A 13,116-nucleotide genomic window follows, 5' to 3' on the forward strand; every position below is an offset into this window, starting at 1 on the left:
GCAGTTTAAAGGAGGAATAGCAGAATGTTTTCCATTGCTCATAAAAAAATTAGACCTATTGTCTCTCTAGCTATCGATCAATCTGAAAAGGAATGGAATATAGATGTTAAAAATATGAAAGAATCTTTTCTGTTTTTAAAAAGAGAAGATCGATTATTTGCATACGTTCATGTTAAGGATCTGCTATCAAACAGTAAGGAATTAACTCGCCAAGCATTGCTTTCAAATGCTGTTTCACTAGATACAATCTGTCACCTTAGCAAAAATATTTCCTTAACAGCGCTCTTTCAAATTATTGGGGCACCCATTGCCATAGTGAAAAATGAAATAGGAGAATTAACGGGATACATACGAAGAGAGGATGTTTTTGCAGAACTATTTAAACAAGAAAATAAAAGTGTAGATATACTAAAAATCATTTTAACGTCTATTCCAATGGGGATTTTTGTAGTAGACCGTGAGAAGAAAATTGTAAATTGTAATGAATCTGGTTTGAAGATGATTAAATCTACTCCTGAAAAAGTTATGAATGTAGCAGCAGAACAGATTTTTAATGGAGAACATATTAATACTGTATTTACAACGGGAAAAACGATTTTAAACCAACTACAAATAACAAATGAGATGGGGGTATTAGTTGACTACAGTCCTATTCCAAACTTTGATCAAAGAATCGAGGGAATGGTCATTATTGTACAAGATTTACCGATGGTTGAGGATATGGCTATGGAAATTGAATATATAAAGGATTTAAATAAAGATTTACATGCAATCTTATCTAGTATTTATGATGAAATATTAGTTGTTAATCATAAAGGGGAATTAATCCGTTATAGTGAAACCGTTATCAATGATTTTTGGGGAAGAGATTTGAAAGATCTTTTAGGAAAAAACCTTTTAGACTTAGAAAAGAAAGGATTATTTAGTCCATCTGTTACAAGATTAGTGCTAGAACAACAAAAAAAGGTATCCATTGTACAAGAAACAAAAAGTGGTAGAAAGATATTAGCAGTTGGAAATCCTGTATTTAATGAAAGTGGAGAGATTCATCGTATTATTATTGCCTCAAGAGATATTACAGAGGCAACAAGATTAAAGACGGAACTGCATGAGATAAAAAAAATCTCTGAACAATATAAGAAAGAGTTGGATAGCTTTAAAAATAAAGATCGTTTTCTTAAGAAGCTCATTTATTGTAGTCCAAAAATGGAACAAATTATTAATCAAGCAAAAAAAATAGCTGACTTTTCTTCCAATGTTTTGATTTCTGGAGAATCGGGCGTTGGAAAGGAAGTGATTGCACAAGCAATTCATCAACTTGGAAACAGATCTTCAAATCCATTCTTAAAATTAAATTGTGGTGCGATTCCAGAGACACTGTTAGAAAGTGAGCTGTTCGGCTATACGAAAGGCGCTTTTACTGGTGCTGATAAAAACGGAAAAGAAGGATACTTTAAGCGGGCAGATCAAGGAATTTTATTTTTGGATGAGATTGGAGAAATGCCATTACATTTACAAGTGAAATTACTTAGAGTCCTGCAAGAGCAAGAAGTAATTCCAATTGGAAGCACGATACCTACAAAAATAAATGTTCAAATTATTGCTGCCACGAATAAACGTCTAGAAAAAATGGTGGAAGCTGGCACTTTCAGGGAAGATTTATTTTATCGCTTAAATGTAATCCCCTTGCAAGTTCCTCCGCTGAGAGAACGAATGGAAGATGTTCCGGTACTCGCGTTTCATTTCTTACAGCAGTTAAATGAAAAATATAATAGAAACTACCATTTAACTCCGGATGCACTTAATTTATTAGAGTTTTATTCATGGCCTGGAAATGTAAGAGAATTACAGAATATGATTGAACGTTTAGTTGTATCAGCAGATGATGCTGTTATTGATGCTGAATTTGTTAGTAAATTTTTAACTCCTGGATATGACTTTAAAAAATCAAAGCCGGTAATTACAAGGGTTTTACCATTAAATGAAGCATTGCATTCTGTAGAAGAACAATTAATTTTACTTGCGATGAAGCAGTATAAAACAACAACGAAGGCAGCGAAGGCTCTTGGGATAAGCCAGTCTTCTGTTAGTCGTAAATATCAAAAAATCATGAATGAAAAGGAAATAGCGGTTGATACAATTTCGTATTTTTAAAGGAGAAAGGGAGGAGTCTATATGGACTCCCCCTTTTTTGTTGTAATTATGCGGAATGTCATAACCTATGCGAAAATGCATAACTTTATGTGATTTTATTTAAAGAAATAGTCAGTTTTTGTATGGTTGTTTCGTATTTGAAATGTTGGCACAATTATTGCTTATATAATATATGAACGATCGACAAAGGGGGATTCTATACAGTGCTAGATTTAAAAATGTATCTAAACGGTGAATGGAAAGATTCTAGTAATCAAGAGAAAAGACCGATTATTAACCCTGCGAATGGAAAGGTTATCGCATATGCACCTGAGGGAACGATCGAGGATGCAAAATACGCGATTGAAGTAGCGAGGGCAACTTTTGATAGCGGAATTTGGTCAGAAACATCCGCAGCTGAAAGAGCGTCTTATTTATTTAAAATTGCAGATGAGATTGATAAAAATATGGAAGAACTTACGCGTCTTGAGATGATGGATAATGGGAAAACATATCGAGAAGCTGAAGGGGATATTGGAGATGCAGCAGCTTGTTTCCGCTATTATGCAGGGCTAATTACAAAGCCAGATGGGCAAACGTATCATGTAGCTGATCCGATGCAAGCTATGGTAGTGAGAGAGCCAGTTGGTGTTTGTGGTTTAATCGTTCCTTGGAATTATCCGTTACTAATGAGTGTCTGGAAAATTGCACCTGCTTTAGCAGCTGGAAACACGATTGTGTTTAAACCTTCTGAAGTGACACCAATCACTGCAACGAAATTATTTGAAATAATTGAAAAAGTAGAGTTGCCAAAAGGCGTTGCCAATATGGTAATGGGCGCTGGACCAACAGTAGGAAATGAGATTGCAGCAAGTAATAAAGTTGATATGATTTCCTTTACGGGCGGAACAAAAACAGGAAAACACATTATGAGAACAGCAGCAGATAATATGAAAAAGATTTCGCTTGAACTTGGCGGGAAATCTCCAAATATTATTTTTGCGGATGCAGATTTTGAAACGGCTGTTGATTATGCTCTGTTTGGTATTTATGCAGGCTCTGGACAAGTATGTTCAGCGGGATCAAGAATTCTTGTAGAAGAAAGCGTTTACGATAAATTTGTTAGTTGTTTTGTAGAACGAGCGAAACAAATTAATGTTGGACCTGGTGATAACCCAGAATCAGAGATGGGACCACTTGTAAGTCAAGAGCATATGGAAAAAGTATTACGCTATATTGAGATTGGAAAAGATGAAGGAGCAGAAATTGCTTGCGGAGGAAAGCGGATACTGACGGATGGGAAAGCTGATGGTTTCTTTATTGAACCAACGGTCTTTGTCAATGTAAAACCGGATATGCGTATAGTGCAGGAAGAAATTTTTGGACCGGTTGTAGTGATCCAAAAGTTTAAAAATGAACAGGAAGCAATTGAGCTAGCAAACGGTACAGATTACGGTTTAGCTGGAGGGGTATTTACAGTTGATGGAGCAAAAGCAATGCGCGTGATTCGTAAGCTTCGTGCAGGAATTACGTGGATTAATAGTTATCATCCAACATACAACGAGGCGCCTTGGGGCGGATATAAACAAAGTGGTATTGGCCGTAGTTTAGGAACATTTGGCTTAGAAGAATTCCAAGAAATTAAGCAGATTAATATAAATCTAGAAGTGGAGCCAATTGGTTGGTTTGCAAATAAAAAGAATGTAGGGGTGAAATAGATGGGAACGAATGTGAAAAGTAAACTTAATGAGCAGGATGTAAAAGATGCAAATGTAAATGAGTATATTACGAAAGTACTACAATTAATTGAAAAAGAGAAAGTCTCTGAAGAAGAGGCGAATTGGATTCAAAAAGAAACAGTAGATGGATTTAGAGAACATGTAAATCCTGGTTTTCTCGCGTATAGAAAAACAGTAACAAAAGATGGACAATTTGCAGCTGTAGAATGGTCCGATGAAGGATCTTGTTTCATGGACATCAATGGTAAAAAATATATTGATTGTTTAGGTGGTTTCGGTATTTATAACGTTGGTCACCGCAACCCGAAAGTAGTAAAAGCTGTTACAGATCAATTAAAGCGTCAAGCTTTGCATAGCCAAGACTTATTAGACCCGCTTCGTGCGATTCTTGCAAAAATTTTAGCTGATATTACACCTGGTGACTTGAAATATGCTTTCTTTACAAATAGTGGGACGGAAAGTGTAGAGGCGGCATTAAAACTAGCAAAAATGTATAGTGAACGAACAACTTTTATTTCAACAACACGCGCTTTCCACGGAAAGAGTCTTGGTTCTTTATCTGGAACAGCAAAAGGAATGTTCCGTAAGCCATTTTTACCATTAATTCCAGGTTTCCGCCACGTTCCATTTGGTGATATTGAGATGATGAGAAAAACTTTTGAAACGTGTGCATTAGTAGGAGAGGATGTTGCAGCTGTTATTTTAGAGCCAATTCAAGGCGAAGGCGGTATTATTTTACCTCCAGAAAACTACTTGAAACAAGTAAGAGAACTCTGTGATGAATTCGGCTCACTACTTATTTTTGATGAAGTGCAGACTGGAATGGGACGCACAGGGAAAATGTTTGCTGCAGAATTATATGATGTTGTGCCGGATATTATTTGTCTTGCGAAAGCATTTGGCGGAGGCGTAATGCCAGCAGGTGCAATTGTTGCGAAGGAAAAAGTATTCAAAAGCTGGTTCGACAATCCATTCATGCATACAACAACGTTTGGTGGAAACCCACTTGCATGTGCTGCTGCAATTGCAACAATCCATGTATTACTGGAAGAAAAATTACCAGAACGAGCTGCAGAAGTTGGGGAATATTTCTTAAATGGATTGAAAAGGGCAGCCGAAGGACATGAAGACAAAGTTTTTGAAATTCGTGGCCAAGGTTTAATGATCGGGATTGAGTTCCATAAAGATGAGATTGGATATGAAGTATCGAAAGCAATGTTTGATCAAGGCATTCTTGTTGCTGGAACATTAATTAATTCGAAGACAATTCGTATCGAGCCATCGCTTACAATTAGTTACGAAGAAGTAGATACAGTAATCAATGCATTTAAATCAGTGTTATCACAAGTGAAAGCGCAATAAGTATTTTACACAATAACTTTTAAATACAAGCCAGTAAAACCACTATGTTGTCTTTTTCCTTTCTTATTGGTTTTACTGGTTTTTACTATAGGAGGATAAGGAGTGAAAGGAGCACTACAAGGGATTACAATTATTGATTTATCTCGGGTTCTTGCTGGTCCTTTTTGTACGATGATTCTCGGTGATTTAGGGGCCGAAGTGATAAAAGTTGAAAATGTAGGAAATGGCGATGATACGAGAGGGTGGGGGCCCCCTTTTGTAGGCGGAGAAAGTGCGTATTTTCTTTGTGCAAATCGTAATAAAGAGTCTATGGCATTAAATTTAAAATCAGAAATGGGAAAGGAAGTTTTGAAAAAGCTTATTTCTCATGCGGATATCGTTGTGCAAAATTTTAAGCCTGGAACACTTGAGCGAATGGGACTTGGGTATGAAGTATTAAAAGAGATGAAGGAAGATATTATTCTCGCCTCTATTAGTGGCTTTGGTCAAAATGGTCCTACTTCCCATCTTCCAGGTTACGATTATATGATTCAAGCAATGAGTGGACTTATGAGTATAACGGGAGGAAGGGATGAAGAGCCTGCAAAAGTAGGGGTTGCCATTTCAGATGTACTCACGGGTCTTTTTACATGTATCGGAATTTTAGCCGCTTTGCAGCACCGAAATAGTACAGGAGAAGGACAAGAAATTGATATTTCTTTATTTGATTCACAATTAGCGGCATTAGTAAATGTAGCAAGTAATTATTTGTGTACAGGTGAATTACCAAAGAGACTTGGGAATCAGCATCCGAATATCGTTCCGTATCAAGTGTTTAACGCGAAAGATGGAAATCTCGTTGTTGCGGTTGGAAATGATGAACAGTTTTATAAGTTTTGTCTATTACTTAACAGACAAGATTTATCCAGTTCAGAACGTTATAAAACAAATGCAGATCGCCTCCAGCATAAAGACGAGCTCATAAATATGATTGCTATTGAAATGAAGAAAAAAAAGAAAGAGGAATGGAAACAACTTTTGGATGAAGCAGGGATTCCAAATGGACCAATTCTTAATGTGAAAGAAGCGCTAGAAGCAGAGCAGGCAGTGGCGAGAGATATGACAATTCATATGGAACACCCGACAATCGAAAACCTTAAACTTGTGGGGTCACCATTAAAGCTTTCAAAGACACCGGTTCAGATGCAGAAACATCCGCCACTTCACGGGGAACATACAGAAAAGATTTTGCAAAAGCTAGGGTACTCTCAGGAAATCATTATGGAAATGACAAAAAAACAATAGATATAAGGAGGTAGTACAAATGAATTTTTCATTAACAGAAGAACAACAAAGTGTTAGAAAAGTAGTGAGAGCGTTTGTGGATAATGAAATTATTCCATACATTAAAGAATGGGATGAAAAAGGGCATTTTGAACAAAAAATCTTGAAGCGCTTAGCAGAACTGCAATTTATGGGCGTTTGTATCCCAGAACAATATGGCGGAGTAGGTATGGACTATAATACGCTCGCTATTATTTGTGAAGAGTTAGAGCGTGGTGACACGGCTTTCCGTACAGCAGTATCTGTACATACAGGGTTAAATAGTATGACACTTCTACAATGGGGCACAGAAAAGCAGAAACAAAAATACCTTGTTCCACAAGCAAAAGGTGAAAAGATTGGGGCGTTTGGCTTAACGGAACCAAATGCAGGGTCAGATGTCGTGGCTATGCAAACAACAGCGGTAAAAGAAGGCGATCATTACGTATTAAATGGATCAAAAACGTGGATTTCGTTATGTGATGTTGCAGATCATTTCTTAATATTTGCAAAAACAAATTCGGAATTAAAGCACCGCGGTATTTCTTGTTTTATCGTAGAACGAACATTCTCAGGAGTATCGACAAAAGCGATAAAAGGAAAGCTTGGTATTAGGGCTGGAAATACAGGAGAAGTATTTTTAGATGATGTGAAAGTACCGGTAGAAAACCTTCTGGGTGAAGAAGGAGAAGGTTTTAAAATTGCAATGGCTTCATTAGATAACGGACGTTTTACAGTCGCGGCAGGGGCTTGTGGACTTATTCAAGCAAGCTTAGAAGCGAGTGTAAAATATTGTGAAGAGCGTAAAACATTTGGAAAAGAAATCGGAAAACATCAGCTTGTTCAGCAAATGATTGCGAAAATGTCTGCGAATTTAGAAATATCAAGATTACTAGTTTATAAAGCAGGTTGGTTAAAAAATGAAGGAAAACGTAATACAAAAGAAACATCTTTGGCAAAATGGATCGCTTGTGACGCTGCATTTGAAGCGGCAAATGACGCAGTGCAGGTGCACGGCGCCTATGGATATTCAAATGAATTTCCTGTGGAGAGATATTTACGAAATGCAAAAGCACCTGTTATTTATGAAGGAACACGTGAGATTCATACGATTATGCAAGCGGAATATGCACTTGGTTATCGCTCCGATAAGGAACTCCGTAATATGTTACCGAAGTGGCCTTTTGAAGAGAGTGAGGCAGAGGTAATACGAAATAAATAGGGAGGAATGCAGTGTAACGAGAGTTACATTGCATTTTTATTATATTTTAACTTACAAGTATTTACACTCCTTTTGTCTTAGTGTACTATTTAACTAGTACACTAAGACAAAAGGAGGGAAGAAATGAAATTTGAGTTTTCTCCTAACATACCGATCTATATTCAGATGATGGAATACATAAAAAAAGAAATTGTAACAGGCCACTTATCACTTGGTGACAAAATTCCCTCTGTACGTGAATTAGCGAGTGAGTTACAAGTCAATCCAAATACAATTCAGCGTACATTTCAAGAATTAGAGAGAGATGGGATTGTTGTGACACGTAGAGGAATGGGAAGATATGTAACAAACGAGGGAGAGAAAATTATGGAGCTACGGAAAGATATGGCGAAAGAGTTGCTTCATTCGTTTATAAATGGAATGGATAATTTAGGGTTTTCAGAAGAAGAGATCCTCTCTATTCTTCGTTCTTCATTAGAAGAGAAAAGGGAGGAGAAATGATGAAAGATTTACTTCGTATTGAACAATTATGGAAGAGATATGGTTTGAAGGTAGTTATTCGAGATGTAAACCTAGCGATTACAGAAGGGAAAATTATTGGTCTTGTTGGAGATAATGGCAGTGGGAAGACGACATTATTAAAAATGATCGCAGGTTTACAACATCCTTCAGAAGGAAATATTACAGTTGCAGATCGAAACATTGGGGTAGAAACGAAAAAGATTGTATCGTTTATGCCAGATCGTCCTATATTCGATGAATGGATGACTGTAAAAGATGCAATATTTTTCTATCGCGATTTTTATCAAGATTTCGATATGCAAAAAGCAGCGGATACAATTGCTGCATTTAAAATACCGTTAGAAGAAAAAATTACAGCTTTATCAAAAGGGATAATTGAAAAGTTGCAACTTATTTTAACATTTTCAAGAAAAGCAAAGCTTTATATATTAGATGAACCCCTCGGAGGAATCGATCCTGTTTCCCGAGAGCATATGCTAGATCTTATTCTTCAATTTTATCGTGAAGATTGTACAGTTATAATTTCTACGCATCTAATTAGTGAAATTGAAAATATTTTTGATGAAGTCATCTTTTTAAAGGATGGAGAAATTGTAATGCATGAAAACGTGGAAGAACTGCGTTTTCAAAAAGGGAAAGCCGTGACTGAGATGTTTAAGGAGGTGTTTGGAAAATGAGTCAAACACTTCGGTATTTATACAATTGTAATAAAAAGAAGATATGGTTGATTTACTTTGGGTTTATAACGATTTCATTAATTCTATTATTTAATATAAAGGGATGCACAGGAGAAAGGCTGTCAATTAGACAAGATATAGCATTAATCGTATTTACATTATTATTTTGTATAGTTACATTTTCTATCTTTTTACTAGCAATTTCTTCTTTTCGACGAGTAGTAAGAGGGGCTATGATTCGGTATGCAGCAATTCCATCTAGAAAATATATATATGCACATTTGTTATTATTTGTAATCATGTTTACCCTGTTATCAGTAATAGGAATTATTTTTTTACATCTTCTTTCTATAAATATATATGAGAATAAAGCGAATGGAGAGTTGAAACAAGCCATTAATAGTTTATATAATTATGGGTTCTTACATCATCTGTTTTCTATTTTCTTATGGAATATAGATTTAGTGAGTACATTAGTTTCTCTGTATTTCCTAATCATAGTCGTAAAACTATTTAATTTGAAATCTGCATTAAATAAAATGCTATTTATCATCTTATTTATTGTTTTCGGTGGAGTTCAATTTGTTATCACTAATATGCTAGATAAAATAAATGGTTATATATTTTCTATAAAAAATGTTGGAGTTATAGATAAAAATGGTTTTTTTAAAACATCTTTTTATTTTAGTGATGCTTCGAATATTTCTTATTTAATTTTTAGTGTATTGTCAATTTTTTTATTGGTGGTAATAACAAGTTATATCATCGATAAAAAACTAGAAGTCTAAAGGAGGAACAATCATTGGGAAACGTAGTAGTGAAATTAGAAAATGTCCATAAAAAAATAGGGAAAAACGAAATTATTCGTGGTCTTTCATTTGAAGTTCGTGAAGGGGAAGTATATGGTTTTCTTGGACCGAATGGGAGCGGGAAAACGACGACAATTCGGATGATGACCGGTCTTATTGCAATGACAGAAGGCGATATTACAATTTGTGGTCATAGTATTCGTACAGAACGTGAGAGGGCACTAGAACAAATTGGAGCGATTGTCGAGAATCCTGAACTATATGATTATATGACAGGGATGCAAAATTTAAAGCATTTTGCGAATATGGCAGTTACACCAATTAGTAAAGAGCGTATTGCTGAAATTGTAAAGCTTGTTGAATTAGAACATGCCATTCATAAAAAAGTGAAAACATATTCACTTGGGATGAAGCAACGTCTCGGAATTGCACAAGCACTTTTACATAATCCGAAAATTTTAATTTTAGATGAGCCGACGAACGGATTAGACCCAGCCGGTATTCGTCAAATTCGTGATTATTTACAACGATTAGCGAAAGAGGAAAATATCGCTGTCATTGTATCGAGTCATTTATTGAGTGAAATTGAATTGATGTGTGATCGCGTTGTTATTATTAAGCAAGGTCAGTTTGTACAAGAGTATAACTTACATGAGCAAACGAAGCATGATGAAACGGTTGTAGTAGCATTTGAGGTAGATCAAATTCAGAAAGCAAATGAAATCATTAGAGGTAAGGTACAAGGAAGCGTAGTTGTGGGCTCTGTAGCAAAAGAAAAGATTCCGCAAATTGTAAAACAACTTGTGCATGCTGATGTACTTGTATATGGTGTTACAGTGCAAAATAAAACGTTAGAAGATGAGTTCTTAGCGATTACTAGGGGAGTGAAAGCGTAATGTTTAAATTAATTCAAAATGAATTGCTAAAGTTACATGCAAAAAAAGGTATGTATATATTGATAGGTGTGATCGCGGCGTTAGAAATTCTGGGTGCTTTTGTAATGGTGAAATGGGGAGAAGCGAAAGACCTGAAAGGAACCTATCTAGATTATGCGATGAGAGATACAGGTATAGTTATTTTATTTGCAGCAATCTTTGGTATTACCATTGCTTCACGTACGATTACTGATGAGTTCCAAAAAGGAACAATTAAGCAGCTGTTAATTCGCCCAAGAAAAAGAATTATGATTTTATTTTCTAAATATATTTCAGTTTTACTAGCAATGCTGTTTGTTATCGTTACAGGTACCTTAATCGCGATGGTTATTGGTGCAATCGTTATGGATGGTGGAAAAACAGAATTAACGCTAGGGGTATTGCTTAAAGGAATCCTATATAAACTTGTGTCTCCGTTCTTCTTTGCGACACTTGCCTTCTTCTTGGCAAATGTTTTTCGAAAATCAGTATTACCATTAATCATTGCACTGTTCCTATTCTTTTTGCAAGGAGCGATTAACATGATGCTCATGATGTTTGTTAAAGGAGTAGCTAAGTTTGTTGTATTCTTACATTTGGATTTAAGTATATATGATGGTAATAAACTAATTAGTGGCGGTGCTACACCACCATTTCCAGAATTTAATTTTACAACATCATTATTGCTAGTACTTGCTTATTTTGTAGTATTACTCGTTACTTCAAGTGTATTATTCCAAAAACGTGATGTATTATAATAGAAAAAATCCCCGCTTTAACGGCGATTTTCTTTAACCAACTTTTTCTTTAGTTTTTTCACGTTCCCAGCACTCTGTGTTTTCTAAACCAGGAATGCTGTCGGCGTAGAAGACAGGATCTTTTCCGGCTTCTTTTTGCTTCATATAATCTTTTAATGCTGCAAATGCGTATTTGCTTAAGAATATGATTGTAACTAAGTTGAAGATTGCCATAACGCCCATAAATAGGTCGGCTAAATCCCAAACAACTTGAATTGTTGCAACGGAACCTAGGAATACCATGCCAATTACAGCGATGCGGTAAATCATAAGAGTTGTTTTACTTCCTTTTAGGAACTCGATGTTTGTTTCACCATAGTAGTAATTTCCGATTAGTGAACTGAAAGCAAATAAGAAGATTGCCACAGCGACAAAGATTGGTGCCCAAGGGCCAATATGCATTTTTAACGCTTCTTGTGTTAACTGGATACCATTTAAATCTGTTCCAGTATGAACATCTGATAAAAGGATAATAAAAGCAGTACAACTGCATATTAATAATGTATCTGTAAATACACCAAGTGTTTGAATGAAACCTTGTTTAACAGGATGTGTTACGTTAGCAGTCGCTGCTGCGTTTGGTGCACTACCCATACCTGCTTCATTGGAGAATAATCCACGTTTCACGCCGAGTAACACAGCTGCACCAAAGCTACCGCCAGCAACTTCTTTTATGCCAAATGCGTGTGCTAAAATTTCTTTTACCATTTCTGGAACCAGTGTAATATTTGTCACCACTACAAATAGTGCAACTGCAACATAAATGATTGCCATAACCGGTACAATCATTTCTACAACACGCGCGATTCGCTTTACGCCACCGAAAATAACGACAGATAATAAGGCAGCCAATGAAAGTCCTACCACTTTTGAATCAACATGAAAAGCACCATCGAATGCAGATGTTACAGTATTTGCTTGTACAGCGTTAAAAACAAGACCAAAACTAACTGTAATTAAAACGGAGAAAATCATTCCCATCCAGCGCTTGTTTAATCCTTTTTCCATATAGTACGCTGGACCACCACGGAATGTTTTACCGTCTTTAATTTTATAAATTTGTGCAAGTGTACTTTCAACAAAAGCAGAAGCTCCACCAATCATAGCGATGAGCCACATCCAGAAGACGGCACCTGGTCCACCCATGGAAATAGCAATTGCCACACCTGCTAAGTTACCTGTTCCAACACGTGATGCCGTACTCATACAAAACGCTTGGAATGAAGAAACACCGTGTTTTTCTTTTTGTGCTTTACGTGTAGAAGGACTAGCCCCATCGCCTAGTAAACGGATCATTTCACGAATGTGACGGAACTGAACAAATCCAGCTCTTATTGTAAAATAGCAACCTACAGTAATTAATAATGTAATTAAAATATAACCCCATAAATATTCGTTTGTTGTTGTAATAAACTTATGAATCGGAGTAATGACATTTTCAAAAAAATCCACGTATGTAATCCTCCTTATTCTTATCATGATAATGTGTTTTTAAAAAATAGGTATAAAACACGACATTTACCATTATAACAGAAAATCTGATGAGGCGAAAATTTCAAAAATAGATTTCGTATTTTATATTTTAATAGGTATAGTATTTAAGAGTGAACTGAGAAAAATAGGAAGAATTTTAATGATA

At 35.8% G+C, this 13,116-nt stretch carries 11 protein-coding genes; 10 read left to right on the forward strand and 1 reads right to left on the reverse strand.

Annotated features, from left to right (window positions below; all coding sequences use genetic code 11):
• Positions 1–24: 24 nt before the first annotated feature.
• The 10 genes from KFD70_RS12625 to KFD70_RS12670 all read left to right on the forward strand — a co-directional run bounded on the left by KFD70_RS12625 (position 25) and on the right by KFD70_RS12670 (position 11,438).
• Positions 25–2,154: a sigma 54-interacting transcriptional regulator gene (locus tag KFD70_RS12625; protein ID WP_336452728.1), complete on the forward strand. Its 2,130-nt coding sequence runs from the start codon at positions 25–27 to the stop codon at positions 2,152–2,154.
• 203 nt (positions 2,155–2,357) lie between these two features.
• The gene (locus tag KFD70_RS12630; RefSeq protein ID WP_336452727.1) at positions 2,358–3,851 is read left to right on the forward strand and encodes an aldehyde dehydrogenase family protein; all 1,494 of its coding nucleotides are present in this window, start codon (positions 2,358–2,360) and stop codon (positions 3,849–3,851) included.
• On the forward strand, positions 3,852–5,234 hold the full coding sequence (locus tag KFD70_RS12635) for a putrescine aminotransferase (protein WP_336452726.1): 1,383 nt from the start codon (positions 3,852–3,854) through the stop codon (positions 5,232–5,234).
• Positions 5,235–5,336: 102 nt separating this feature from the next.
• On the forward strand, positions 5,337–6,518 hold the full coding sequence (locus KFD70_RS12640) for a CaiB/BaiF CoA transferase family protein (RefSeq protein ID WP_336452725.1): 1,182 nt from the start codon (positions 5,337–5,339) through the stop codon (positions 6,516–6,518).
• 19 nt (positions 6,519–6,537) lie between these two features.
• Entirely contained in the window at positions 6,538–7,758 is a 1,221-nt protein-coding gene (locus KFD70_RS12645) for an acyl-CoA dehydrogenase family protein (protein ID WP_336452724.1), read from the forward strand.
• 123 nt (positions 7,759–7,881) lie between these two features.
• Entirely contained in the window at positions 7,882–8,259 is a 378-nt protein-coding gene (locus tag KFD70_RS12650; protein ID WP_336452723.1) for a GntR family transcriptional regulator, read from the forward strand.
• Positions 8,259–8,957, forward strand: coding sequence for an ABC transporter ATP-binding protein (locus KFD70_RS12655; RefSeq protein WP_336452722.1), 699 nt, complete (start codon positions 8,259–8,261; stop codon positions 8,955–8,957). The genes KFD70_RS12650 and KFD70_RS12655 overlap by 1 nt, the downstream gene beginning before the upstream one ends.
• Entirely contained in the window at positions 8,954–9,745 is a 792-nt protein-coding gene (locus KFD70_RS12660; RefSeq protein WP_336452721.1) for an ABC transporter permease, read from the forward strand. The genes KFD70_RS12655 and KFD70_RS12660 overlap by 4 nt, the downstream gene beginning before the upstream one ends.
• Before the next feature lie 14 nt (positions 9,746–9,759).
• The gene (locus KFD70_RS12665) at positions 9,760–10,662 is read left to right on the forward strand and encodes an ABC transporter ATP-binding protein (protein ID WP_336452720.1); all 903 of its coding nucleotides are present in this window, start codon (positions 9,760–9,762) and stop codon (positions 10,660–10,662) included.
• On the forward strand, positions 10,662–11,438 hold the full coding sequence (locus KFD70_RS12670; protein WP_336452719.1) for an ABC transporter permease: 777 nt from the start codon (positions 10,662–10,664) through the stop codon (positions 11,436–11,438). The genes KFD70_RS12665 and KFD70_RS12670 overlap by 1 nt, the downstream gene beginning before the upstream one ends.
• A gap of 33 nt (positions 11,439–11,471) precedes the next feature.
• Here the strand turns inward: KFD70_RS12670 and KFD70_RS12675 are convergent, their stop codons facing one another.
• A complete protein-coding gene (locus KFD70_RS12675; protein ID WP_336452718.1) occupies positions 11,472–12,929 on the reverse strand; it encodes an alanine/glycine:cation symporter family protein in 1,458 nt (485 codons plus the stop codon).
• Positions 12,930–13,116: the final 187 nt, after the last annotated feature.

The sequence above is a fragment of the Bacillus pfraonensis genome, assembly GCF_050768835.1.
GTDB classification, from domain to species: domain Bacteria; phylum Bacillota; class Bacilli; order Bacillales; family Bacillaceae_G; genus Bacillus_A; species Bacillus_A pfraonensis.

What these genes read in the sequence shown, in the direction of transcription:
- KFD70_RS12625 (WP_336452728.1), top strand. Translation starts at nt 25, where the DNA reads ATGTTTTCCATTGCTCATAAAAAAATTAGACCTATTGTCTCTCTAGCT.
- KFD70_RS12635 (WP_336452726.1), top strand. Translation starts at nt 3,852, where the DNA reads ATGGGAACGAATGTGAAAAGTAAACTTAATGAGCAGGATGTAAAAGAT.
- KFD70_RS12645 (WP_336452724.1), top strand. Translation starts at nt 6,538, where the DNA reads ATGAATTTTTCATTAACAGAAGAACAACAAAGTGTTAGAAAAGTAGTG.
- KFD70_RS12650 (WP_336452723.1), top strand. Translation starts at nt 7,882, where the DNA reads ATGAAATTTGAGTTTTCTCCTAACATACCGATCTATATTCAGATGATG.
- KFD70_RS12655 (WP_336452722.1), top strand. Translation starts at nt 8,259, where the DNA reads ATGAAAGATTTACTTCGTATTGAACAATTATGGAAGAGATATGGTTTG.
- KFD70_RS12660 (WP_336452721.1), top strand. Translation starts at nt 8,954, where the DNA reads ATGAGTCAAACACTTCGGTATTTATACAATTGTAATAAAAAGAAGATA.
- KFD70_RS12670 (WP_336452719.1), top strand. Translation starts at nt 10,662, where the DNA reads ATGTTTAAATTAATTCAAAATGAATTGCTAAAGTTACATGCAAAAAAA.